16 protein-coding genes are annotated in these 24,269 nt (G+C 61.9%); 7 read left to right on the top strand and 9 right to left on the bottom strand.

The window, feature by feature from the left end:
* Window positions 1-91: 91 nt before the first annotated feature.
* Window positions 92-1,552, bottom strand: a complete 1,461-nt coding sequence (gene mltF, locus ACCD00_RS08865; protein ID WP_413423695.1) for a membrane-bound lytic murein transglycosylase MltF — start codon at window positions 1,550-1,552, stop codon at window positions 92-94.
* 285 nt (window positions 1,553-1,837) lie between these two features.
* Here mltF and purL point away from each other — a divergent pair, with 285 nt between their 5' ends.
* Both purL and ACCD00_RS08855 read left to right on the top strand, forming a co-directional pair.
* Window positions 1,838-5,734 (top strand): phosphoribosylformylglycinamidine synthase, encoded by a 3,897-nt coding sequence (gene purL, locus ACCD00_RS08860; protein WP_413423693.1) that lies wholly within the window; start codon window positions 1,838-1,840, stop codon window positions 5,732-5,734.
* 5 nt (window positions 5,735-5,739) lie between these two features.
* Window positions 5,740-6,051 carry an NGG1p interacting factor NIF3 gene (locus ACCD00_RS08855; RefSeq protein WP_413423691.1) on the top strand — a complete coding sequence of 104 codons (312 nt, stop codon included), beginning with the start codon at window positions 5,740-5,742 and terminating at the stop codon, window positions 6,049-6,051.
* An 86-nt stretch (window positions 6,052-6,137) separates the two neighbouring features.
* Here ACCD00_RS08855 and ACCD00_RS08850 read toward each other — a convergent pair whose 3' ends face one another.
* The 8 genes from ACCD00_RS08850 to ACCD00_RS08815 all read right to left on the bottom strand — a co-directional run bounded on the left by ACCD00_RS08850 (window position 6,138) and on the right by ACCD00_RS08815 (window position 20,837).
* Complete coding sequence (locus ACCD00_RS08850; protein WP_413423689.1) at window positions 6,138-11,894, bottom strand: toxin; 5,757 nt, start codon at window positions 11,892-11,894, stop codon at window positions 6,138-6,140.
* 188 nt (window positions 11,895-12,082) lie between these two features.
* Entirely contained in the window at window positions 12,083-13,798 is a 1,716-nt protein-coding gene (nagE, locus tag ACCD00_RS08845) for an N-acetylglucosamine-specific PTS transporter subunit IIBC (RefSeq protein ID WP_413423687.1), read from the bottom strand.
* A 40-nt stretch (window positions 13,799-13,838) separates the two neighbouring features.
* Window positions 13,839-16,355, bottom strand: coding sequence for a phosphoenolpyruvate--protein phosphotransferase (ptsP, locus tag ACCD00_RS08840; protein WP_413423685.1), 2,517 nt, complete (start codon window positions 16,353-16,355; stop codon window positions 13,839-13,841).
* 153 nt (window positions 16,356-16,508) lie between these two features.
* Window positions 16,509-17,531 carry an SIS domain-containing protein gene (locus ACCD00_RS08835; RefSeq protein WP_413423683.1) on the bottom strand — a complete coding sequence of 341 codons (1,023 nt, stop codon included), beginning with the start codon at window positions 17,529-17,531 and terminating at the stop codon, window positions 16,509-16,511.
* Window positions 17,512-18,618 carry an N-acetylglucosamine-6-phosphate deacetylase gene (gene nagA / locus ACCD00_RS08830; protein ID WP_413423681.1) on the bottom strand — a complete coding sequence of 369 codons (1,107 nt, stop codon included), beginning with the start codon at window positions 18,616-18,618 and terminating at the stop codon, window positions 17,512-17,514. Before nagA ends, ACCD00_RS08835 begins: the two co-directional genes overlap by 20 nt.
* Before the next feature lie 30 nt (window positions 18,619-18,648).
* Entirely contained in the window at window positions 18,649-19,380 is a 732-nt protein-coding gene (locus tag ACCD00_RS08825; protein WP_413423679.1) for a GntR family transcriptional regulator, read from the bottom strand.
* A gap of 294 nt (window positions 19,381-19,674) precedes the next feature.
* The gene (locus ACCD00_RS08820) at window positions 19,675-20,178 is read right to left on the bottom strand and encodes a L,D-transpeptidase family protein (protein ID WP_413423677.1); all 504 of its coding nucleotides are present in this window, start codon (window positions 20,176-20,178) and stop codon (window positions 19,675-19,677) included.
* Between the two features lie 107 nt (window positions 20,179-20,285).
* Window positions 20,286-20,837, bottom strand: coding sequence for an NUDIX hydrolase (locus ACCD00_RS08815; protein WP_008016748.1), 552 nt, complete (start codon window positions 20,835-20,837; stop codon window positions 20,286-20,288).
* Between the two features lie 147 nt (window positions 20,838-20,984).
* Between ACCD00_RS08815 and ACCD00_RS08810 the strand changes: the two genes are divergently transcribed.
* The 5 genes from ACCD00_RS08810 (at window position 20,985) to purT (ending at window position 24,262) form a co-directional block, all read left to right on the top strand.
* Entirely contained in the window at window positions 20,985-21,584 is a 600-nt protein-coding gene (locus tag ACCD00_RS08810; RefSeq protein ID WP_413423675.1) for a CoA pyrophosphatase, read from the top strand.
* A 72-nt stretch (window positions 21,585-21,656) separates the two neighbouring features.
* Window positions 21,657-22,181, top strand: a complete 525-nt coding sequence (locus ACCD00_RS08805) for a gamma carbonic anhydrase family protein (RefSeq protein ID WP_413423673.1) — start codon at window positions 21,657-21,659, stop codon at window positions 22,179-22,181.
* The gene (locus tag ACCD00_RS08800) at window positions 22,178-22,393 is read left to right on the top strand and encodes a DUF1289 domain-containing protein (RefSeq protein ID WP_413423671.1); all 216 of its coding nucleotides are present in this window, start codon (window positions 22,178-22,180) and stop codon (window positions 22,391-22,393) included. Before ACCD00_RS08805 ends, ACCD00_RS08800 begins: the two co-directional genes overlap by 4 nt.
* 133 nt (window positions 22,394-22,526) lie before the next feature.
* Window positions 22,527-22,994, top strand: coding sequence for a preQ0 transporter (locus ACCD00_RS08795; protein WP_413423669.1), 468 nt, complete (start codon window positions 22,527-22,529; stop codon window positions 22,992-22,994).
* Window positions 22,995-23,080: 86 nt separating this feature from the next.
* Window positions 23,081-24,262 carry a formate-dependent phosphoribosylglycinamide formyltransferase gene (gene purT, locus ACCD00_RS08790; protein ID WP_413423667.1) on the top strand — a complete coding sequence of 394 codons (1,182 nt, stop codon included), beginning with the start codon at window positions 23,081-23,083 and terminating at the stop codon, window positions 24,260-24,262.
* Window positions 24,263-24,269: the final 7 nt, after the last annotated feature.

Here is a 24,269-nt window from a genome sequence, read left to right as displayed (position 1 = left end):
CGCGAAAGCGGAGTATCAGCCAACAGAGATGTTGGATGATAAATTGCCTTCGCGAGCAAGCCCGCTCCCACATTTGATCTCGGTTGTTCTGTCAGAGCGGCGCCGGTTCCTGCGCCGGCTTGGTCTTGTCGATCCCCGGAACCAGCAGTTTGCCCTCGGCGACCTGGTCGCCTTCAAGCTGCGGCTGCGTGACCCAGGTCAGGATGTCGTAGTAGCGCCGGATGTTCGCCACGAAATGCACCGGTTCGCCGCCTCGGGCGTAGCCGTAACGGGTTTTGCTGTACCACTTCTTTTCCGACAGGCGCGGCAGGATCTTCTTCACATCCAGCCATTTGTCCGGGTTCAACCCTTCCTTGGCCGCCAGTTTGCGTGCGTCGTCCAGGTGGCCGCTGCCGACGTTGTAGGCCGCCAGGGCAAACCAGGTACGGTCCGGTTCCTGGATCGACTCGTCGAGCTGGTCTTTCATGTAGGCCAGGTACTTGGCCCCGCCCATGATGCTCTGTTTGGGGTCCAGGCGGTTGGACACGCCCATGGCCTGCGCGGTGTTCTGGGTCAGCATCATCAGGCCACGCACACCGGTCTTGGACGTGACGGCCGGTTGCCACAACGACTCCTGGTACCCGATGGCCGCCAGCAGGCGCCAGTCGACTTTCTCTTTCTTGGCGTACGACTTGAAGTGCTGTTCGTACTTGGGCAGGCGTTGCTGCAAGTGTTGCGCAAACGTGGTGGCGCCCATGTAGCCGAGAACGTCGACATGCCCGTAGTAACGGTCCTTGAGGCGTTGCAGGGTGCCGTTTTTCTTGACCTTGTCGAGGTACTCGTTGATTTCGTTGAGCAGGCTGTTGTCGTCGCCCGGTGCGACGGCCCAGCTCTGGTTGCTGGCGTCACCGAGGTCGAAGGCGACCCGGATGTTGGTGAAGTACACCTGGTTCATCGCGACTTCGTTGGAGTCGACCAGCGTCAGGTCGATCTGGCCTTCGTCGACCATGCGCAGGAGATCGACGACCTCGACCGCGTCAGACTCTTCGTATTCGATGCCGGGAAATTTCTGTTTCAGCTGCGCCAGTTGCTCGGCGTGGGTGCTGCCCTTGAGCACCATGATCTTCTTGCCCACCAGATCCTTCGCATCGGTCGGCCGTGACTGGCCGTTGCGGTAGATGATCTGCGGGGTGACGTCCAGGTAGGAATGCGAGAAACGCACCTGCTTCTTGCGCTCTTCGCTGCTGACCAGGCCGGCAGCCGCCAGCACCGGGCCATTGGGCTTGCCTACCTGGTTGAACAGGTCATCGAGGTTGTCGGCGGTCTCGATCTTGAGCTCGACCCCCAGATCGTCGGCGAAGCGCTTCACCAGCTCGTATTCGAAGCCGGTTTCACCGTTGCGATCCTGAAAGTAGGTGGCGGGGCTGTTTCGGGTAACCACCCGCAGCACACCATCCTCCTTTACGCGCTCAAGCGTGTTGGGTTTATCAACACAGCCACCGAGCATCAGGAAGAGTCCGGTTGCGATCAGCCATTTGGCGTACCGCGGACGTAAAGCCGTTGGGGAAAACATCTGCGCAGTATACGCAAAGGACCACGGGCGCCATATCTCGACAGCGAAGGGCTTGTCTGCTAGCGATCACAAAACCGACCGAAACCCCGCAGGAATGGGCCTGATCTGCATTTTGTTACAGTAAAAATAAGCGATCACCGCACGTCCCGTTAACCTGACTTTCAAGGCAGAAACACAAATCGACACCCGAGTGCAACCGTGCGTAGCGTTTCGGGTGATGTCGCGGGCTGTTTAGGCTAGAATGCACGGCCTCAAAGCACACCCCTTCCCGAGGCTGTCCCGAAGATGTTGATCCTGCGCGGCGCTCCTGCCCTTTCTGCCTTTCGCCACAGCAAGCTCCTTGAGCAACTGAGCCAGAAGGTTCCGGCTGTCAGTGGCCTGTATGCTGAATTCGCTCACTTCGCCGAAGTTACCGGCGTCCTGACCGGCGACGAACAGCAGGTGCTTGCGCGCCTTCTGAAGTACGGTCCAAGCGTTCCGGTACAAGAACCGACCGGTCGTCTGTTCCTGGTATTGCCGCGTTTCGGCACCATCTCGCCATGGTCGAGCAAGGCCAGCGACATCGCCCGCAACTGTGGCCTGGCGAAAATCCAGCGCCTGGAGCGAGGCATTGCGTTCTACGTGGCCGGCCAGTTCAGCGACGCTGAAGCCCGGTTGATCGCTGACGGTCTGCACGACCGCATGACCCAGATCGTCCTGGGCAATCTCGAACAGGCCGCCGGCCTGTTCAGCCACGCCGAACCGAAACCCCTGACCGCCATCGACGTGCTGGGTGGCGGCCGTGCCGCGCTGGAAAAAGCCAACACCGAGCTGGGCCTGGCCCTGGCCGAAGACGAGATCGACTATCTGGTCAACGCCTTCGTGGGCCTTTCGCGCAACCCGCATGACATCGAACTGATGATGTTCGCCCAGGCGAACTCCGAGCACTGCCGTCACAAGATCTTCAACGCCAGTTGGGACATCGACGGCGAAAGCCAGGAAAAAAGCCTGTTCGGCATGATCAAGAACACCTACCAGATGCACAGCGAAGGTGTCCTGTCGGCTTACAAGGACAACGCTTCGGTGATCGTCGGCTCCGTGGCCGGTCGCTTCTTCCCGGACCCTGAAACCCGCCAGTACGGCGCGGTGCAGGAGCCGGTGCACATCCTGATGAAGGTTGAAACCCACAACCACCCGACCGCGATTGCCCCGTTCCCGGGCGCGTCCACCGGTTCCGGTGGCGAAATCCGCGACGAAGGCGCTACCGGCCGTGGTGCCAAGCCGAAAGCCGGCCTGACCGGTTTCACCGTGTCCAACCTGCAGATCCCGGGCTTCGAACAGCCGTGGGAAGTGCCGTACGGCAAGCCCGAGCGCATCGTCACCGCGCTGGACATCATGATCGAAGGCCCATTAGGCGGCGCTGCGTTCAACAACGAATTCGGCCGTCCGGCGCTGACCGGTTACTTCCGTACCTTCGAACAATCGATCACCACCCCGCACGGTGACGAAGTTCGCGGCTACCACAAGCCGATCATGCTGGCTGGCGGCATGGGCAACATCCGTGAAGAACACGTCAAGAAAGGCGAGATCGTCGTCGGCTCCAAGCTGATCGTGCTCGGCGGCCCGGCGATGCTGATCGGCCTGGGCGGCGGCGCAGCTTCCTCCATGGCCACAGGCACCAGCTCGGCAGACCTGGACTTCGCTTCGGTACAGCGTGAAAACCCGGAAATGGAACGCCGTTGCCAGGAAGTCATCGACCGTTGCTGGCAACTGGGCGACAAGAACCCGATCAGCTTCATCCACGACGTGGGTGCGGGCGGTCTGTCCAACGCCTTCCCGGAACTGGTCAACGACGGCGACCGCGGTGGCCGTTTCGAACTGCGCAACATTCCAAACGACGAGCCGGGCATGGCCCCGCACGAAATCTGGTCCAACGAATCCCAGGAACGCTACGTCCTGGCTGTCGGCCCGGCGGATTTCGAGCGCTTCAAGGCGATCTGCGAACGCGAGCGTTGCCCGTTTGCCGTGGTCGGCGAAGCCACTGCCGAACCACAGCTGACTGTCACCGACAGCCATTTCGGCAACAGCCCGGTGGACATGCCACTGGAAGTGTTGCTGGGCAAGGCCCCGCGCATGCACCGTTCGGTGGTGCGTGAAGCCGAACTGGGTGATGATTTCGATCCGTCGACCCTGAACATCGCCGACTGCGTCGAGCGCGTTCTGCATCACCCGGCCGTGGCCAGCAAAAGCTTCCTGATCACCATCGGCGACCGCACCATCACCGGCCTCGTGGCCCGTGACCAGATGGTCGGCCCGTGGCAGGTGCCGGTGGCCGACGTTGCCGTCACCGCCACCAGCTTCGACGTCTACACCGGTGAAGCCATGGCCATGGGCGAGCGTACTCCGCTGGCGCTGCTGGACGCTCCAGCGTCGGGCCGCATGGCCATCGGTGAAACCCTGACCAACATTGCCGCTTCGCGCATCGGCAAGATCTCCGACATCAAACTGTCGGCGAACTGGATGTCCGCTGCCGGTCACCCGGGTGAAGATGCACGCCTGTACGACACCGTGAAAGCGGTCGGCATGGAACTGTGCCCTGAGCTGGGCATCACCATTCCGGTGGGCAAGGACTCGATGTCCATGGCCACCCGCTGGAACGATGAAGGCGTGGATAAGTCCGTCACGTCGCCAATGTCCCTGATCGTGACCGGTTTCGCGCCAGTGACTGACATCCGTCAGACCCTGACCCCGCAACTGCGCATGGACAAGGGCACCACCGACCTGATCCTGATCGACCTGGGCCGCGGCCAGAACCGCATGGGCGCCTCGATCCTGGCACAGGTTCACGGCAAGCTCGGCAAGCAGGCTCCGGACGTCGATGACGCCGAAGACCTGAAAGCCTTCTTCGCGGTGATCCAGGGCCTCAATGCCGACGGTCACCTGCTGGCTTACCACGACCGTTCCGACGGCGGTCTGCTGACCAGCGTGGTGGAAATGGCGTTCGCCGGTCACTGCGGCTTGAGCCTGAACCTCGACAGCCTGGCGGATTCCTCCGCCGACATCGCTGCGATCCTGTTCAACGAAGAACTGGGTGCCGTGATTCAGGTTCGCCAGGACGCCACTCCGGACATCCTCGCGCAGTTCAGCGCTGCCGGCCTGGGCGATTGCGTGTCGGTGATCGGTCAGCCAATCAACAACGGCGAGATCAGCATCACCTTCAACGGTGACACCGTGTTCGAAGGCCAGCGTCGTCTGCTGCAACGTCAGTGGGCCGAGACCAGCTATCAGATCCAGCGTCTGCGTGACAACGCCGACTGTGCCGAACAAGAGTTCGACGTGCTGCTGGAAGAAGACAATCCGGGCCTGAGCGTCAAGCTGAGCTACGACATCAACCAGGACATCGCCGCGCCTTACATCAAGAAAGGCATCCGCCCACAGGTTGCCGTACTGCGTGAGCAGGGCGTCAACGGCCAGGTGGAAATGGCGGCTGCGTTCGATCGCGCCGGTTTCAACGCGATCGACGTGCACATGAGCGACATTCTCGCCGGCCGTGTCGACCTGAACGACTTCAAGGGCATGGTCGCTTGCGGCGGTTTCTCCTACGGCGACGTATTGGGTGCCGGTGAAGGCTGGGCCAAGTCGGCGCTGTTCAACAGCCGTGCCCGCGATGCGTTCCAGGGCTTCTTCGAACGCAACGACAGTTTCACCCTCGGCGTGTGCAACGGTTGCCAGATGATGTCCAACCTGCACGAGCTGATCCCGGGCAGCGAGTTCTGGCCGCACTTCGTGCGTAACCGTTCCGAGCAGTTCGAAGCCCGTGTGGCCATGGTGCAGATCCAGGAGTCGAACTCGATCTTCCTGCAGGGCATGGCCGGTTCGCGCATGCCGATCGCCATCGCCCACGGTGAAGGCCATGCCGAGTTCGCCAGCGAAGAAGCACTGCTGGAAGCCGATCTGTCGGGTTGCGTGGCGATGCGTTTCGTCGACAACCACGGCAAGGTCACCGAAAGCTACCCGGCCAACCCGAACGGTTCGCCGCGCGGGATCACCGGCCTGACCAGCCGCGACGGTCGCGTGACCATCATGATGCCGCACCCGGAGCGTGTATTCCGCGCTGTGCAGAACTCGTGGCGTTCGGATGACTGGAACGAAGATGCACCGCTGATGCGCATGTTCCGTAATGCTCGCGTCTGGGTGAATTAAGCGCCGTGTACAAGCTCAGCTTTTTTGTTCCAGCCAGCCACGTCGAAGATGTGAAGAGTGCCGTATTCGCCGCCGGTGGCGGACGGATCGGCGCTTACGATCACTGCGCCTGGCAGGTGTTGGGCCAGGGCCAGTTTCGTCCATTGGATGGCAGCCAGCCGTTCATTGGCGAAGCAGGGCAGGTCGAGCAGGTCGAGGAATGGAAGGTTGAGCTGGTGGTGGCGGATGAGTTGATTCGCTCGGTGGTGGAGGCTTTGAAACAGAGCCATCCCTACGAGACACCAGCTTATGAGGTGTGGCGGCTGGAGGATTTCTGATCTTCCAGGCTGCTGAATTGAGAAACCCGCTGAAAGTGATTTCAGCGGGTTTTTTGTTGGGCGTGATAATAGGTGACTGACGCCGATTACGGCGCTGGCGTCAGGTGAACCTCTGCCTTGAGTACTTCGATCAGGATGTTCTGGTACTCGAAGCGTCGTGCCGACATGTCCCAGCGGTCGATAAAGAACAATCCGTTATCGTCCACCTGAATCGGCGTGGAAACAATTTCACCGCTGCGGGAGCGGTGCAGCAGGTTGGTCTCGGCAGCCGAGGGGCGTTCGATCAGGAAGTGTCCCGCCTGACGCAGTCTTGACCTGTCGACAGGTAAAAAGGGCGCTGGAACTGGTTGCCGGGCGTTACTGACTTCCAGTTTGAAGTCACTGCGTATCGCCTTCCAGTAAGGCCCCGTGAGATCGGTTTCCCAGTACCCGAGGTGAATGCCTCTGGACAGTGACGGCGCGCTATCCCTGACGTGCAGGCTGACCGTGCCCAGGATTTCGGCCATTCCCGATACGCCTTGGTAGTTGTTGGTGTGGGCGCTGCCGATGAAGGCAATCCACTTATGGGGCCCGTGTGCCTCCTGGTCGGCCTGGATGACCCGGGAAGCGAAGTAGCTGAACATCTGGTTGCGGGCTTTTTCCGGATCAGGCAAGCCCTTGACGTGATAGCTGGCGGTACAGTCCAGTGCCCTGATGCGGATGCCATGTTTGTTGGCGGCCTGGATGACTTCCGAGTAGTTGTCAGAGCCTTTGTAGAACGGCATATGTCCCCGGTCCTGGGTTCTCAGGTAGGCCTTGAGGTTGCCGGGAATCCTTTGGGTTTGATGGAATACCTCCAGTTCAGCCTGGTGCAGGTCGGTGAGCAGGTGTTCGACGTAGAGTGTCTGGTAGCCCTGCTGCTTCAGCTGCTTCATCTGCTTTATCAGAAACGCCTTGCTCGACTCTGCCGAGTGGGCCTCGCCGATAATCAACCCTGGCAAGCGGCTTTCGCTGATTTGTTTCAGGAACGACTCGGGCGTGGTGCTGGCGTCGATCGTCGGCAACGTTGGCCTGGCAGGTGGAACATAGTCGGCAAAGAAGCTCTCGGCCTTGGCACTCAGGTTTTGGCGTAGCTTGATGAATTCAGAGAACGCTTCCAATCGCGATGGCTGTGACGGCACGTAGCGAGAATCCAGGCTGCGTGGCTGGTCGGCCATGCGGGCGATTTCATCTCTGAGCGACGGTGCAATATCGAAGTCGTTGAAATGTCCGGTGCCGGTGAGGGATGTAGAGGCAGTCGGTGCGATAGGCTCGGGCATCTTGTACGGTGTTTGCAGGGTTATGTGGTAGTCGCCTTTGGCGAGTGCATCACCTGGTATCTTGCCGGGGGTGTCTGACCAGATGCCCACCGATTGATTCAAGCCGACGTCTTCGATGCGCAGCGCAACCGCATTGTTCAGGTCAGCCAGGCCAGGCGTCCCGTTGTATGTGGTCATGCGCGATTGATCTACCAGGGCGATCCAGCGTTCGTGCGGTGCATCGGCCATGTCGGTTTCAATGACTTTGTGCGAGTAGTAGTTTCTCAGGCTGTTGGGCTGGGGCGTGGTCGGCGAGCTGTCGCCCATGAGCAGGACATCGTCCAGCCGATAGGAGGTCGAGGCGTCCAGTGCCCTGATTTGCACGCCTTTTTCCCTGGCCTTGCGTACGAGGGCCAAGTATGAGTACTCGGCGTCTTTTGCAATGCCGAAGGACCGGTCTATGGCCTTCAAATGTTCTTTGATGTGCCGCCATGATTTCCCTTGGTTGAACTTTTCAAGCTTGAGCTTGAAAACATCCCCTGGCAGGAACTCCACATACAGGCGCTTGAAACCTTGTTCGACCAGGGCATCCATGTTGGTAATCAGTGCCTGCTTGCTGGCGATGGAGCCTGGCACGGCACCGATGACCAGGTTCTTGTTGCCGGCAAACGCATCGCTGGCGACCAGTCGGGCCAGTGGGGTGCTGGCATCTACGGCAGGCACGCTGGCGCGAGCGGGCAGCGTGTCGAGGTAGAGGAAGAAGTTGTCCGCGTCCTTGGTCAGGCGTTCGACCTGTTGCAGGTAAATCGTACGTAACGAACGCAGTTTATTGGCGGCACTGCCTAGCACAACGCCGACCAAACCTTGGTCAATATCGGTTGCCTGGCTGATCATGAGCGCTCGCATCTGCGGGTCCATGACCGACTCAAGGTTGCTCCAGTACTTCCGTGGCATCCCATAGTCTTTTGACGGTCCGGGGGTTTCAGGCACTGTTTCGTATTTCGGCGCGCCACCGGAAACCCCGGTGCGGGTCCAGATGCCCTCGGTGTTCGGTGCGGCCAGGCGTGTGGTCGAGACCAGCTTTGCGCTGGCCGGATCGAGGCGATACAGCAAGTAGCGACCGATCACATCCGGGGTCTTCGGCGCCCAGAGTACCTCGCTGTTGAACAACACCGGCTGCATGTTGGCAGGTGCTGGGGGGGCTGTCTCCAGCTGGCTGATCAGCTTCATCGCCCGGCACTGCTCGGTGCTGGCAACTGCCAGGCGCGCGGATTTGCCGATGGGTTTGAGCGAGCGCAGGGCCGGACGCAGGTCGGTGAAGATGGCTCCGGCACTGTTGAGCAGATACCCGACGAAGTGCTCAAGGGCGGCCGAGGTGTCGCCCTGGTTGTACGCGTGCAGGGCGAGCATGCCGTCCTTGAAGGCCAGAAGCAGGCCAACGCTCAGGCTCAGAACCGGGAAAGGCGCAGTGGCGATGGTGGCCACGAACTCCACGCACGTCCAGAGAATACTGGTGATCATCTGAGTGCGGCTAGTGGTGGTGGCGGTCACTTCGTCGATCTTGCGTTGCAGCTTCATGTTGTACAGCAAATAACGCAGGTCGGGCACTGGAGGCAGTGCCCGTGTCGAGTCGTAACGTGGGGGGCTGGGGGTGGTTTTATCCAGGTCGTCGGGCAGCCCTTGTTTGGCCGCTTCCAGAAATGCCTGGACCCGGCCCCGGGATCGAACATCGACACGCAGGGTGAGATAGCCGATGAGGCCGGGGAGTTTTTTCAGCAGGTAATTGAACTGCCTGGCCTCGCGAAAGGCGATGCCGTCGGGGGAATGGGGCGTATAGAGCAGCACCGGATTGTCAGCGTGGCTGAACAGGTAGGTGTCGATGACCCATTCGCCGTCGACCAGCAGACGATGGATGGCGTAGTTGCCGCGAGTCTCCTGCGACGTGTCGCCCATGCTGGCGATGCTGCGCTCAAGCCATTGCAGGTCAACTCCGGCGATGTGTCCTTGCAGGCGACACTCCAACGCGGCACTGAGCATCTGTCGTTGAGTAATGGCCAGTACCGCATTGCGTCTGAAAGTAAACGCCGGGCTGTCCGGGTCCAGCAACTCGGCCTTGACCTTGTCGACGTAGCGCTGGCCAATCCAGACGCCGGTGACCGAGCGCGCGACGGCTTCGGGATTGGCGTTCAGGGTGCTCAGGTCAACGCCTTGCGGGCCCCTGTACCTTGCCGCGCGGGAGAATTTTTCGTCGAGAAAACCGACGCCATCGGCGTAGCCATCACGGTAGAGCCTGGTATATGTCATGGGCGCCGGTGTCTGGCTACCGATCAGCGAGGAGGGTGAATAGGCCCATACGGTGTCCGGGTCAACATCGTTCTGAGGGCGACCCAATAGCTGGTTCAAGCGCTCCCTGGCCTTTTCATGCAGGTAGGCATCGAAGCTCTGGAAGCGGGCCTCGGACTGTGGATGGTCGTTGTAGGTCTGCAAACTGCCTTCTGCATCCTCGGCGAGGGTCGAGAGTCTTCGCCTGACATCAAGGGTGGCTGAGCGATACCAATTCGGCGTGTTGAATTCGTAGTTATCGAAACGTATGGCGAGTATGTGTTCAGCCATTGATTTCAGGCATTGGCGATAGCTGCCAGCGTTGAACGTGACCTCGTTGTATTCCTGGTCGTGAAACTTCAGGCTCAGACCGCTCAAGAGGTGCTTCATCGAGTTGCGAAGGCGCAGTGGTGCCTGGCGGATCAAGTAATCGGTCATGGTGCCGGGCGGGGCCTTGAGGCCATTGTCCAGGGTCCAGCCGAGGATGTGCTGCTGGCACGCAAGCTCGCTGTCGAATGCCTGGAACTGGTGCTCTTGTGGTGCCTCGGGGGTGCAGAGCAGTACGCGGTTGACCATCCCGTTGGCATCGGTCTGGCGCATCACCCAGAGGTCCTGAAGTTGTGCGCCGTGCAGCGATAGAGTGCTGGCGCCCAGGGTGTCCGCGCTCAGTTGCGCATCGCTACCCTGACGCAAGCGCTGGATCGCCTGGTAGTCCTCTTCACGGATATGGCCTTGCAGGAAAGCGGTGTAGGCCAGGGCGTTGATCCGCTGGTCGAGCATCTGCTCGATGGCGCCGCTGAACTCGGGCCGGGCGTGCAGTTCCCGTTGCACCTGGGCAAAGTCGATCCGGGGATGCAAGGTCATCAACTGTTCCACGATCCACGCCAGGGTCAGATCCTGGTACGCATCGGGCAAGGGGCCCCCGTTGTACGTGAGAGTGGTCTTCGTCAGAAAGTCGGAGCCGGGCAGTTCGTCGCCGGTATGCAGGCCCCGCAAGGCCAGGTCGATCAGGTTGCGATTGTGTTCATAGTGGCCGACGCTGGCCACAAGCCGTTGGGTTTTGACCTGCAGGTGCTCCGGGTTCAGGTCGTGAATCTCCAGCTCATCGCTCAACCGCTCCAGCCATTGATGACGGGCCAGGGCCTGGGGGGTCGCGGCGGGGCCCAACAGGTCGAGCAGGTGCTGGCGTGCCTGGTTGTAGCTGCCCAGATGTTCAGCCAGCGCGGCCCGGCGTGCCTCGCTGGCGCTGCGATACCAATCGGGTGCGCTGTAACGCAGCAATCGTTCGAGCAGGCGTTGGGCGCGCAGTTCCAGGCGGGCGCTGAGGTCGGGCAGGGCGCTGCGGATGGCGCGGTCGAGAGCCGCGATCAATTGGGCGGGGTCGTGCTGCGGGTTGTCCACCAGGCTCAGGGTCCGGTCGACATCCTGGGTGCGCTTGGCGATCAGTGCACCGACGGTGTGTTCGAACAACGGCTGGTCGTCGATGGGTGATAGTTCCAGGGGCCAGATTCCGGCAGGGCTCAAGGCGTGGTAGCGCGTGGGCAACCTGTCGATGAATTCACTGCGCCCGCTGGCGTGCTCCATGTTTTGCCGCAAGTGGGTGTCGAGTTCGGCCAGGGTGTTGAACGACTCGATCCCTCGCGCAGGTGTGAACAGCAAGATCTGGCCGACGTCCTGCGCGCTCATCAGGTCGTTGACCACAACGCTGTTTTTTTCTGTGGCGACAAAGGCACCGGCCAGCTCGACCTGTTGCGCCTGGTAACTGAACTGCAAGGCGTACAGGCCTGGACGCAAGCTTGGGGGCAGCGCCACGCTTTCGAGCATCTTGCCTTCTTGTGGGTGCAGCAGGCGGTCCTGAACGCCGAGCCTGGCCTCATGCTCCAGGGCCGTGAACCCGGCCTCGAAGGTCATGTAGGATTTGAGTGGCCTGCCATCGATCTGCTCGCGCAGGTCCATGTCCATCAGATGCGTGTTCAAGGTGCTCTTGAGGGTGGTGAGCAGAGTCTGGCCTTCCGGGGTTTTCAGGTCGCTGTTGGCCAATGCCTGATAGTGGGTTCTGGCCTTGCTCAGGAACTGTTCCCGGTAGCGCTTGAGGATGCCGTCCAGGCGTTCCAGGTAGCGTAGTTCGGCTGTGGGCTTATGGTCGGGCAGCAGTGGGGTCTGGGCGTTGAGCAGGTGATGGCCGATTTGGTTGAGATAGCCTTTGATTTCTTCAAAGGACGGTGGGGCGGTGGGTATGCTCATGGGCACGGTCTCCAGTCGGTAGAAAGAGCCGGCAGCATGGAGAGGGAAAGGGAGGCGGTGGCGGTATATATGTATGCCACGATTTGGCGGGGGCTGGAGCCTTCGGTGGCCGGGAGAGTCTCATCGTCGGGTCGCCGTCCGGCTCCGGGCGGCGATCCGACGATGGCGGACTTTCAGTCACCAAAGCATCAAACCTTGGCACTGACCTCACTGCGATTGACCAACGCTTCCAGCGCATCACTCAAGGTCGGTGCCTTGTCGCCAATCAACAGATGCCATACGTCGCCGTCCAGCTGACTGACACCCTGGCAACCCAGTGCTTTCAAATCACATTCCGACAACGCCTTGCCATCGGCCAGTTGCAGGCGCAGGCGGGTCATGGCGATGCAATCGAGTTGCAGCACATTGTCGCCACCACCCAGCGCATTGAGCCATTGCTGCGCCTCGGGTGTCGCCACGGCGGCAGGTGGCGGCGCGTCTGTTTCTGCTGCCGGCGTCGACACGATGGCGCGACCCAATGCCGGCATCGCCAGGCGAATTTCATCGGCAATCGCGTCGGCCATCGGCCCGACCACCACTTGCAAGCTCCCGCCCTTGCCCGGACGCACCACCGCCATGGCACCCAGTGCTTTCAAGTCCGCGTCCGACGCCTTGTTGCGATCCACCATGTCCAGGCGCAACCGAGTGGTGCAGGCGCCGACGGTGATCAGGTTTTCGGTGCCGCCCAATGCCTTGATGTAGGCCCCGGCACGGTCGCTGTCCGCCACTGCGGCTTTTTCAGTGACAGCAGCGTCTTCGCGTCCCGGCGTCTTGAGATTGAAACGACGGATGCAGAAGTCGAACACCAGGTAATAGATCAGCGCATAGACCAGGCCGACCGGGACCACGCGCCAGCCATTGGTGGATTTGCCCCAGCCGAGGATCATGTCGATGAAGCCGCCGGAAAAGGTAAAGCCCAGGTGGATGTTCAACAGGTTGGTGACAGCCATGGACAGGCCGGTCAGCAGCGCATGCAGCAAGAACAGCAGCGGCGCGAGGAACATGAAGGCGAATTCGATGGGCTCGGTAACGCCGGTCAGGAACGAGGTCAGGGCCATCGACAGGAATATCCCGCCCATGATTTTGCGCCGTTCCGGCAGGGCGTTGCGGTACATCGCCAGGCAGGCGGCGGGCAGGCCGAAGAGCATCACCGGGAACATGCCGGTCATGAACTGGCCGCCTTTCGGGTCGCCGGCAAAGTAGCGCGATATGTCGCCGGTCACCAAGGCTCCTGTGGTCGGGTCGGTGAAATTGCCGAACACGAACCAGGCCATGTTGTTGATGATGTGGTGCAGGCCGGTGACGATCAGCAGGCGGTTGAGCACACCGAAAATGAATGCACCGATGCTGCCGCTCTCCAGCAGCAGCGCGCCGAAGCTGTTGATGCCGTGCTGGACCGGCGGCCAGATCAGACCGAACACCACGCCCAGGCCGACCGCGCTGAAACCGGTCGCGATCGGCACGAAGCGCCGGCCGCCGAAGAACGCCAGGTACTCCGGCAGCTTGATGTCCTTGAAACGGTTATACAGCGCACCGGCCATCAAGCCGCTGATGATCCCGGCGAGCATGCCCATGTTGATGCTCGCATCCAACACCTTGAGCGTGGACACCATCACCAGATAACCGATGGCCCCGGCCAAACCGGCCGTGCCGTTGTTGTCCTTGGCGAAACCGACCGCGATGCCGATGGCGAAGATCATGGCCAGGTTGGCAAAGATCACCTGGCCGGCGTCGTGGATGATCGCGATGTTCAAAAGGTCCGTGTCGCCCAGGCGCAGCAGCAGGCCGGCAATCGGCAGGATCGCGATTGGCAGCATCAGCGCGCGGCCGAGGCGCTGCAGTCCTTCGATAAAGTATTGATACATGGCGGTACTCCCTGGATGTTCTTGTTCTTCTGTTAAGAGCTCAGCTCAAAGGCCAGTGCTGGTGGCAGGCGTGACGCACCGCACCGGCGCTGCTCAGCTTGAGCAGGTCCAGGCTGATGCGCCGGCATTGGCTGGCATCGAGATGGCGTACACGATCCTTGATTTCACCGATCTGCACCGGGCTCACCGACAGTTCGCTCACGCCCAGCCCGATCAGCACTGGTGTAGCTAGCGGATCGGAGGCCAGCGCCCCACAAACCCCGACCCAGCGTTTGTGCTGTGCGGCACCTGCACAGGTCTGGGCGATCAAGCGCAGCAGCGCCGGGTGCAGGGCATCGACCCGGGAGGCGAGACCGGCGTGGTCGCGGTCCATGGCCAGGGTGTATTGCGACAGGTCGTTGGTGCCGATGGACAGGAAGTCCGCGTGCTCCGCCAACTGTTCAGCCAGCAGAGCGGCGGCCGGAACTTCGATCATCACCCCCAGCTCCGGGCGCTCACTCAGGCCCAGTTCGGTGCACAAGGCGTCGAGGCGCTGGCGGATATGCAGCAGCTCTTCGACCTCGGTCACCATCGGCAACAGGATCCGGCAACGGGACAACGGCGTGACGTGCAGCAGGGCGCGCAGTTGCTGGTCGAGCAATTCCGGGCGGGCCTGGGCCAGGCGAATGCCGCGCAGGCCGAGCACCGGATTGGCCTCGGCGGGCAGTGGCAGGTAATCGAGTTGCTTGTCGCCACCGACGTCGATGGTGCGGATGATCACCGACTTGTCGCCCATGGCATCGAGCACGGCCTGATAGGCGTGGTGTTGTTCCTGTTCGTCCGGGGCGGTGTGGCGGTCGACGAAGAGAAATTCGGTGCGCAGCAAGCCGACGCCGTCGGCGCCATTGGCCAATGCATCTGCCGCTTCGGTGCTGGACGCCACATTGGCGGCGACTTCGATGCGCAGGCCGTCGGTGGTCAGCGCAGGTGTATGCGCCTGGAGCTGTTGTTCGGCCCGGCGTTGCTGCTGTTGCTGTTGCTTCTGGCGCACGTCCGTCAGGCGCTCGGCGCTGGGTGTCAGTTCGAGGCGACCGCCGTCGGCGTCCAGCACTACCTGTTGCCCCTGTTGCTGATCGAGCAACGTCGAGCCCAGTGCGACCATGCACGGCAAGCCTTTGCCCCGCGCAAGGATTGCCACGTGAGACGTCGCGCCGCCTTCGGCCATGCACAAACCGGCGACACCTTGCTGACTCAGTTGCAGCAGATCGGATGGGGTCAACTCGTGGGCGGCGACGATGGCACCGGGTGGTACATCGTAATGCCAGGCTTCACCGAGCAGGACGCGCAGCACCCGTTGCTTGAGGTCGCGCAGGTCGTTGGCGCGTTCGGCCAGCAGCGTGCTGCCCAACTGCTGGAGCACGTCGCACTGCACCTCGATCGACTGGCTCCAGGCGTGGGTCGCCGCGGTGCCGAGGTCGATGGCCCGGCGGGCCGCGTCCAGCAATGCCGGGTCTTCCAGCAGCGCGAGATGGGCGGCGAAGATGGCTTCTTCGTCAGTTTTCCTGTGTTTTCTGGCCTGGTCCAGGGTGCCGGCGATTTCGCTGCGAACCTGGGTCAACGCAGTGTCGAGGGTTTGCCGTTGCTGCACCGGATCATTGTGCCCGGCATCCGCAGGCAGGCTGATCGCGTTCAAGCGCAACAGCGGCCCGCCGACCAGCCCCGGAGCGGCGCAGACACCGTGCAGCACACCGGCTTCGGCCACTCGGTTGCGCTGGATCATCGGTGCCGGGGCGGTGGCGTGATGCTCTTCGGCCAGTGCCGTGGACAGCGCAGTCAGCAAGGCTTGCAGTGCGGCTTCGGCATCCGGACCCTGGCAGCTGACCTGCACTTCGTCCTGCTCGCCGACGGCCAAACCCATCAGTCCGATCAGGCTATCGCAGGTCGCCGATTTACCGGCGAAATGCAGCCGGGATTTGCTTTTGAAACCCAGGGCGGTCTGACGGATCAACGCGGCTGGCCGGGCATGCAGACCGCCACGATGGGCGATGCGGATGTGGCCGACCACTTCTTCGCCGGCAAGCTCCACGTCCGCCTGCGCACCCACGCCCTGGCGGCGAATGATGTGCAGCAACGGCTCGCCGACTTTCACTGACTTGAGGGTGATGGGTCGTGCCTGAAAGTCCTGGCTGTTGGTGAGGATCAGCAGGCTGACCAGGCTTTTGCATTGCTGCGCGACCTTGTCCAGGTCGTAGCGCAGCAGGGGCTGGCCATTGGCAACCCGTGCACCTTCCTGCACCAGCATCGAAAAGCCCTGGCCTTGCAGTTCGACGGTGTCGAGGCCCAGGTGCAGCAGCAGTTCGGCGCCGTTGTCCGCGCGCAGGGTCACTGCATGACCGGTGCGCGCGACATGCACCACCACGCCCGCGCAGGGCGCGTGCAGGGTATCGTTCAACGGGTCGATGGCGATCCCGTCGCCCATGGCGCCGCTGGCAAACACCGCATCCGGGACTTTGGCGAGCGTGAGCACCGGGCCGCTGAGCGGGGCGCTGAGGGTCAGCTCTTTATTGTTGTTGTGCATGGCTCGGTCTCATCAGGAAAACTATTGGGATCGACGCGGCCCCCCCTGTAGGAGCGAGCTTGCTCGCGATGGTCGTCAACGAAAACGCGCGTTTGCTGGATAACCGCGGCGTTCTTTAGTCCATCGCGAGCGAGCTCGCTCCTACAAGGGTGGTTAGTGCGTACGAGTGACTTTGCTCAGGTGCCGCGGTTGGTCCGGGTCCATGCCGCGTGCAACCGCCAAACCGGCGGCCATCACGTAGAAACTCTGGATCGCCAGGATCGGATCGAGGGCCGGGTGCTCGGCGAGGGTCAGGGTCAGGTCGCGCTCGAGCACGTCATCCGGTGCGGCCAGCAGGACACGGGCGCCGCGCTGGCGCATGTCGGCGGCCAGGCTGAGCAAGCCGGCCTGTTCGGCACCGCGTGGGGCGAAGATCAGCAACGGGTAGTTTTCGTCGATGAGCGCCATCGGGCCGTGACGGACTTCGGCGCTGCTGAAGGCTTCGGCCTGGATCGCCGAGGTTTCCTTGAACTTGAGCGCCGCTTCCTGGGCGATGGCGAAACCGGCGCCACGGCCGATTACCATCAGCCGCTGACAATCGCGCAAGGCGTCGATGGCCGGGCTCCAGTCCTGTTGCGCGGCGTCGCGCAGGCCATCGGGCAAGGCAGAAACTGCCTCGAGCAGTTCGGCGTCTTCTTTCCAGTGGCCGATCAGGCGAGCGCTGGCGCTGAGGGTGGCGATGAAGCTCTTGGTCGCGGCAACGCTGCTTTCGGTGCCGGCACACAGCGGCAGGCTGAATTCGCAGGCGGCCTCCAGTGGCGAGTCTTCGGCATTGACCAGCGAAATGCTCAAGGCTCCGCGCTTGCGCAACAGGCGCAGGCTGTTGACCAGATCCGGGCTCTGTCCCGATTGCGAAAAGGCGAATGCCACCTGGCCGCTGACCTTCAATGGTGCCTGTTGCATGGTCACCACCGACATCGGCAGCGAGGCCACCGGGATGCCCAGCAGTTGCATGGTCAGGTAGGCGAAGTAACTGGCGGCATGGTCGGAACTGCCACGGGCCACAGTCATGACCACTTGCGGCGGCTGGCGGCGCAGGCGTCCGGCGATTTCGATCATCTGTGGGTCGAGTTGTTGCAACTGGACTTGCACTGCCTCGAACGAGGACAGCGCCTCTTCAAGCATTTTTGAAGTCAATGTCTTCTCCTTCGACCATGACGGCGGTCAGTTTCAATGAGCGATCCAGCCGCACGCAGTCGGCCCAGGCCCCCGGTTGCAGGCGCCCGCGTTCGGTGATGCCGAGGTAGTCGGCGGGGAATTGCGACAGGCGCTGCGAGGCTTCGGCGATGGGCAGGCCGATCTTCACCAGGTTGCGCAGGGCCTGATCCATGGTCAGCGTGCTGCCGGCCAGGGTGCCGTCGGGCAGGCGCACGCCGCCCAGGCATTTGGTCACGGTGTGGCTCCCGAGTTTGTATTCGCCATCGGGCATGCCGGCGGCCGCGGTCGAGTCGGTGACGCAGTACAGGCATGGAATCGAGCGCAGGGCCACGCGGATGGCGCCGGGGTGCACGTGCAGCAAGTCCGGAATCAGTTCGGCGTATTGGGCGTGGGCCAAAGCGGCGCCGACGATCCCCGGCTCACGGTGATGCAGCGGGCTCATGGCGTTGTAGAGGTGGGTGAAACTGCTGGCGCCGGCCTCCAGCGCCGCCACGCCTTCCTCATAGCTGCCCAGGGTGTGGCCAATCTGCATGCGGACGCCACGGCTGCTGAGGTCACGGATCAAGGCATCGTGACCGGCGATTTCCGGCGCGATGGTGATCACCCGGATCGGTGCGAGCGCCAGGTAGGCTTCGACTTCGGCCATCAGCGCCGTGTGGGCGAAGTTGGGTTGTGCGCCGAGCTTGCCGGGGTTGATGTACGGGCCTTCGAGGTGCACGCCGAGCACCCGGGCGCAGCCTTGGGGCCGCTGCTCGCAGAATTCGCCGACGGCCTTGAGCACGCTGGATATCTCGTCGCTCGGCGCGGTCATGGTGGTGGCCAGCAGCGACGTGGTGCCGAAGCGCAGGTGGGTTCGGGTGATCGTTTCGAAGGCCGGCGCGCCTTCCATGATATCTTTGCCGCCGCCGCCGTGAACGTGCAGGTCGATGAAACCCGGGAGCAGGTACGGCAGGTCGTTGTCTGCCGGATCGCAGGGCTGGCCTTCGATCGACACGACTTTGCCGTGTGCGTGGACCAGTCGGCCGCGAACCCAGCCGTGAGCGGTGAGGATGTTGTCTTCGGACATGATCGGTCTCGGTTTTAACTGCGCGGCTACTTACCTGCGAAGCTCTGCCACAAAGTCGTAGTAGTCGTTGCGGCAATAGGTGTCGGTGACTTCGATTGGCGTGTTGTCTTCCAGGTAGCCGACCCGGGTCATCAGCAGCATCGCAGTGCCGGGGGCGATGCCGACCAAAGCTGCGAACTCGTCCGAGGCGTTGATCGCCTGGATATGCTGCAGGGCGCGGACAACCGGTTTGCCAATGCCGTCGAGGAATTCGTAGAGGGAGTCGCCGACCGATTGCGGGTTGGCAATGATCGAGGCGGGCAGGGTGCTCATCTCGATGGCCATCACGGTGTCGTCGGCCTTGCGCAGGCGTTTGAGCCGCGCGACCTTGTCGTTGGGCGACAGGCCGAGGCGGATCAGCTCTTCGTGGGTCGGCAGGGTGATTTCCCGCTCCAGCCATTGCGAGCCGGGCACGAAACCCTTGAGGCGGAGCATTTCACTGAAACCGGAGAGGCGCGACAAAGGTTGTTCGAGGCGCGGCGTGATGAAGGTACCGGAGCCCTGGTTACGGCGGATCAGGCCTTGTTCGAACAACACTTCCAGCGCCTTGCGGGCGGTGACCCGGGAGATGCCCAGCGTCTCGCTCAGATTGCGCTCCGACGGCATGGCCTGTTCGGCCTTCCACTGGCCGGCATGGATCGCCGCTTCCAGATTGCGTGCCAGTTGCAGGTACAACGGCGTGGGTTGGGTGTCGTCGGGGCGCAGGGCGCGGAGGTCATTCATGTAGGCATTGTCCGATGCGGTTGCAGGATGGTTGTCGCCCGGTAGTGAGGCGAAACTAATACCACTTGCATACCATGTCAACGCCGCCACCGGGCCTTTGGCGTGGGAAATCCTGCCGTTTTGGCCGGTTTTTCAGAGGGTGGTTCTAAGTGGTATTAGTGCAGGGGGATGCAGCAGCAAAGATCGCAGCCTTCGGCAGCGTCTACAGGTCAGAGTGGTATCACTACTGTAGGCGCTGCCGCAGGCTGCGATTTTTTGAATTTATTTTTCGAGGGCGACCAATGGTCGGGGGAGTTACGGGCGGATCTCGATCATCGTGCCGTCCGGCACCAGGTTCCAGACTTCGCGCATGTCCATGTTGCGCATGGCGATGCAGCCGTCGGTCCAGTCCAGGGTGTGGAACAGGTCTTCCGGGGTGTCCTCGGTGTCCGGGGTGCCGTGGATCATGATCATGCCGCCGGGCTCGACGCCTTCACGACGGGCGCGGGCAGAGTCGCTGATGTTCGGGTAGGAAATGTGCATCGCCAGGTTGAAGCGGTCGCTGACCTTGCGCCAGTCAACCCAGTAGAAGCCTTCCGGGGTGCGTTTGTCGCCCTCCATCAGCTTTGGCCCCTTGGGCCGTTTGCCCAGGGAAATGCGATAGGTCTTGAGCGGCTTGCCGTCATTGATCAATTGCAATTGATGGGAAGACTTGAGAATCAGGATTTTCTCGATGACCTTGCCGTCCAGGGTTTCCACGGCAGAAGCCTGGGACACCGCGACGAACGACAAACAGAACAGGGCAAGCAACCAGCGCATTGAAACGATTCCCCAGGAGGTGTCGCGACTATTCATTTATAGATGTTTTTGTAGGAGCTGCCGCAGGCTGCGATTTTTCAGCGGCTACGAATGATACCAATATGGCATCAAATAATGGCAGGCTGAGCAAGCGGCGGGATCGATTCAGACCGTACGGGATAGACCTCGGTCCGCCGGTCAGCGAAGAAGCATTCTAAGGTACGACCTACCGTGCGGAAAGCCAGCTCATCCCAAGGAATGTCCGCTTCGTCGAATAGTTGCACTTCCAGGCTCTCGGGGCCGGCGGAAAAATCCAGGTCCGCCAGCTCGGCACGGAAGAACACATGCACCTGGCTGATATGTGGCACGTCGATCAGCGTATAGATGCTCAGGTTGCGCACCCGGGCGCAGGCTTCCTCGGCGGTTTCGCGAATGGCGGCCTGTTCGATGGTCTCACCGTTCTCCATGAAGCCGGCGGGCAGGGTCCAGTAACCGCGTCGCGGCTCGATGGCCCGCCGGCACAGCAGCACCTTGGTGCCCCAGGTCGCCACGCAGCCGGCGACAATGTTGGGGTTCTGGTAGTGGATGGCCTGACAGCTGTCGCAGACAAAACGCAGGCGCGAATCGCCTTCGGGAATGCGCTGGGTCACCGGGTTACCGCACTGGCTGCAAAATTTCATGCTGGGGTTCCTGAATGCTGCGCCTATCTTGGCGTGCGGCAGTGTCTGTCGGCAAGTTGTCGTTTCGCGACATGGGGCTGTTGCGGGGGTTGGGCGACCGCAGCGATTGGTGCATGATGCCGGGTAAGGCACAGATCGAGAACACTCATGCTGGACGAGCTACTGCATCGGGTTAGTAACCACACTCCGCGCACATTGGAGACCGACCGTCGTTTTCCCGAGGCCGCGGTGCTGGTGCCCATCACACGCAGTGACGAGCCTGAGCTGGTGTTGACCCTGCGTGCCAGCGGCCTGTCGACCCATGGCGGCGAAGTCGCCTTCCCCGGTGGGCGTCGTGACCCCGAAGACCCCGACCTGATTTTCACCGCCCTGCGTGAAGCCGAAGAAGAGATCGGCCTGCCGCCGGGGCTGGTCGAGGTGATCGGCCCGCTCAGCCCGCTGATCAGCCTGCATGGCATCATGGTCACACCCTATGTCGGGGTCATCCCGGATTTTGTCGAATACCGGGCCAACGATGCCGAGATCGCCGCGGTGTTCAGCGTACCGCTGGAATTCTTCCGCAAAGACCCCCGCGAACATACCCATCGCATCGACTATCAGGGCCGCAGCTGGTACGTGCCGAGCTATCGCTATGGCGAGTACAAAATCTGGGGGCTGACGGCGATCATGATCGTCGAGTTGATCAACCTGCTGTATGACGCCAAAATCAGCCTGCATCAGCCTCCCAAAAGCTTTATCAATATCTGAAGCCATCATTCGCATGGCCTGAATCCTGATTTTGCTGAAAAAAAGCCTGCCTGAGCCTTGAGGAAAACAACAATGAAATATCGTCTGGGCGACGCCCGCGTCGAAACCCATCCACAGAGCTGGGTCGCCCCCAATGCCGTGCTGGTGGGCAAGGTCAAGCTGGAAGAGGGCGCCAACGTCTGGTTCAACGCCGTGCTGCGTGGCGATAACGAGTTGATCCTGATCGGCAGGAACAGCAACGTCCAGGACGGCACCGTGATGCACACCGACATGGGCTATCCGCTGACCATTGGCACCGGCGTGACCATCGGCCACAACGCCATGCTCCACGGCTGCACTGTCGGCGACAACAGTCTGATCGGCATCAACGCGGTGATCCTCAACGGTGCAAGGATCGGCAAGAACTGCATCATCGGCGCCAACTCGCTGATCGGCGAGGGCAAGGAAATTCCGGATGGATCGCTGGTCATGGGCTCACCCGGCAAAGTGGTGCGCGAACTGACCGAGCCGCAAATCCGGATGCTGGAGGCCAGCGCTGCTCACTACGTGCACAACTCGCAGCGTTATGCCCGCGATCTGGCCGAGCAGGAAGAATGAGCACACCCGAACGCCCGGTGCCATCGCCCTGCGTGAACATTTGCGCGCTGGATGACGATGATGTCTGCACCGGTTGCCAACGCACGGTGGAGGAGATCACCCGCTGGAGCCGCATGACCAACGAAGAGCGGCGCCAGGTGCTGGGGTTGTGTCATGAGCGGGCGAAGGCCAGTGGGTTGGTCTGGATGATCGGGGCAAAACCGCGGTTGTAGGAGCGAGCTCGCTCGCGATGGACTGAGGAACACCGCGGGGTGTCAGATTCGCCGCGTTATCGTTCACGACCATCGCGAGCAAGCTCGCTCCTACAGTATCCTGTGCGGCAAATTCACAGGTACTTCCCCGCCCATGTTCTTCCTCATCGCCTACATCGGCAGCGTCGTGCTGATCAACTACGCCTTTTCCACCGCCCCGCACCTGGACATCATCTGGTCGGCCTGGGGCGGGCTGGTGTTCGTGTTGCGCGACATGGTGCAAGCCCGATTCGGCCATGGCGCCCTCGTGGCGATGCTGGTGGCGCTGGTGTTGTCCTATGTCACCTCCGATCCGTCCATCGCCCTGGCCAGCGCCACGGCGTTCGCGGTTTCCGAGTGCATCGACTGGCTGGTGTTCAGCATCACCAGGCGCCCGCTGCATGATCGGCTGTGGATAAGTTCGGCCCTGAGCATTCCCCTCGATACCTTTATCTTTTTCGGCATGATCGACGCCCTGACGCCGGGGGTGATCCTCACTGCCCTGGGCTCGAAATTCGCCGGGGTCACCGCCGTGTGGCTGATCATGGCCTGGCGCCTGCGCAAACAGGCTGTCGTCGGCTGAAGTTCATGTAAAATGCCGCGCTTTCTCCCCATGGATCGCGCCTGGTGCGCCGTATCCTCGATGATCCGCTTCTTGAGGACCTTCAGATGACCCGTATCGGAACTCCATTGTCGCCTACCGCGACCCGCGTATTGATGTGTGGCTGTGGCGAGTTGGGCAAGGAAGTGGTGATCGAGCTGCAACGTCTGGGCGTTGAAGTGATTGCCGTGGATCGCTACGCCAACGCGCCGGCCATGCAGGTGGCGCACCGCAGCCACGTGATCAACATGCTCGACGGCGCTGCCTTGCGTGCCGTGATCGAAGCCGAGAAACCGCACTTCATCGTGCCGGAAATCGAAGCCATCGCCACCGCGACCCTGGTGGAGCTGGAGGCCGAAGGTTTCAACGTGATCCCGACCGCCCGCGCCGCGCAATTGACCATGAACCGCGAAGGCATCCGCCGCCTGGCCGCTGAAGAGCTGGACCTGCCAACCTCGCCGTACCACTTCGCCGACACCTTCGAGGACTACAGCAAGGCCGTCGAAGACCTCGGTTTCCCGTGTGTGGTCAAGCCGGTCATGAGTTCCTCGGGCAAGGGCCAGAGCCTGCTGCGCAGCGTCGATGACGTGCGCAAAGCCTGGGACTACGCCCAGGAAGGTGGCCGTGCCGGTAAAGGTCGGGTGATCATCGAGGGCTTCATCGACTTCGACTACGAAATCACCTTGCTGACCGTACGCCACGTCGGCGGTACCACCTTCTGCGCGCCGGTTGGCCACCGTCAGGAGAAGGGCGACTATCAGGAATCCTGGCAGCCGCAAGCCATGAGCCCGATTGCCTTGGCTGAATCCGAACGCGTTGCCAAAGCCGTGACCGAAGCCCTGGGTGGCCGTGGTCTGTTCGGGGTCGAATTGTTCATCAAGGGTGATCAGGTGTGGTTCAGCGAAGTTTCGCCGCGCCCGCACGACACCGGCCTGGTGACCCTGATCTCCCAGGACCTGTCGCAGTTCGCCCTGCATGCACGGGCCATTCTCGGCCTGCCGATCCCGTTGATCCGTCAGTTCGGGCCATCGGCCTCGGCGGTGATCCTGGTGGAAGGGCAGTCGACCCAGACCGCATTCGCCAATCTGGGCGCAGCCTTGAGCGAGCCGGATACCGCGCTGCGCCTGTTCGGCAAGCCTGAAGTCAACGGCCAGCGCCGCATGGGCGTTGCCCTGGCTCGCGACGAGTCGATCGAAGCCGCCCGCGCCAAGGCGACCCGTGCATCGCAGGCGGTTGTTGTCGAGCTGTAAAAACAGC

The organism is Pseudomonas sp. Pseusp3, assembly GCF_047304225.1.
Taxonomy (GTDB): Bacteria; Pseudomonadota; Gammaproteobacteria; order Pseudomonadales; family Pseudomonadaceae; genus Aquipseudomonas; species Aquipseudomonas fluorescens_CD.
This window is presented reverse-complemented; position numbering and strand designations above follow the sequence as displayed.

What these genes read in the sequence shown, in the direction of transcription:
- mltF (WP_413423695.1), bottom strand. Translation starts at nt 1,552, where the DNA reads ATGTTTTCCCCAACGGCTTTACGTCCGCGGTACGCCAAATGGCTGATC.
- purL (WP_413423693.1), top strand. Translation starts at nt 1,838, where the DNA reads ATGTTGATCCTGCGCGGCGCTCCTGCCCTTTCTGCCTTTCGCCACAGC.
- ACCD00_RS08850 (WP_413423689.1), bottom strand. Translation starts at nt 11,894, where the DNA reads ATGAGCATACCCACCGCCCCACCGTCCTTTGAAGAAATCAAAGGCTAT.
- nagE (WP_413423687.1), bottom strand. Translation starts at nt 13,798, where the DNA reads ATGTATCAATACTTTATCGAAGGACTGCAGCGCCTCGGCCGCGCGCTG.
- ptsP (WP_413423685.1), bottom strand. Translation starts at nt 16,355, where the DNA reads ATGCACAACAACAATAAAGAGCTGACCCTCAGCGCCCCGCTCAGCGGC.
- nagA (WP_413423681.1), bottom strand. Translation starts at nt 18,618, where the DNA reads ATGTCCGAAGACAACATCCTCACCGCTCACGGCTGGGTTCGCGGCCGA.
- ACCD00_RS08825 (WP_413423679.1), bottom strand. Translation starts at nt 19,380, where the DNA reads ATGAATGACCTCCGCGCCCTGCGCCCCGACGACACCCAACCCACGCCG.
- ACCD00_RS08820 (WP_413423677.1), bottom strand. Translation starts at nt 20,178, where the DNA reads ATGCGCTGGTTGCTTGCCCTGTTCTGTTTGTCGTTCGTCGCGGTGTCC.
- ACCD00_RS08815 (WP_008016748.1), bottom strand. Translation starts at nt 20,837, where the DNA reads ATGAAATTTTGCAGCCAGTGCGGTAACCCGGTGACCCAGCGCATTCCC.
- ACCD00_RS08810 (WP_413423675.1), top strand. Translation starts at nt 20,985, where the DNA reads ATGCTGGACGAGCTACTGCATCGGGTTAGTAACCACACTCCGCGCACA.
- ACCD00_RS08805 (WP_413423673.1), top strand. Translation starts at nt 21,657, where the DNA reads ATGAAATATCGTCTGGGCGACGCCCGCGTCGAAACCCATCCACAGAGC.
- ACCD00_RS08800 (WP_413423671.1), top strand. Translation starts at nt 22,178, where the DNA reads ATGAGCACACCCGAACGCCCGGTGCCATCGCCCTGCGTGAACATTTGC.
- ACCD00_RS08795 (WP_413423669.1), top strand. Translation starts at nt 22,527, where the DNA reads ATGTTCTTCCTCATCGCCTACATCGGCAGCGTCGTGCTGATCAACTAC.
- purT (WP_413423667.1), top strand. Translation starts at nt 23,081, where the DNA reads ATGACCCGTATCGGAACTCCATTGTCGCCTACCGCGACCCGCGTATTG.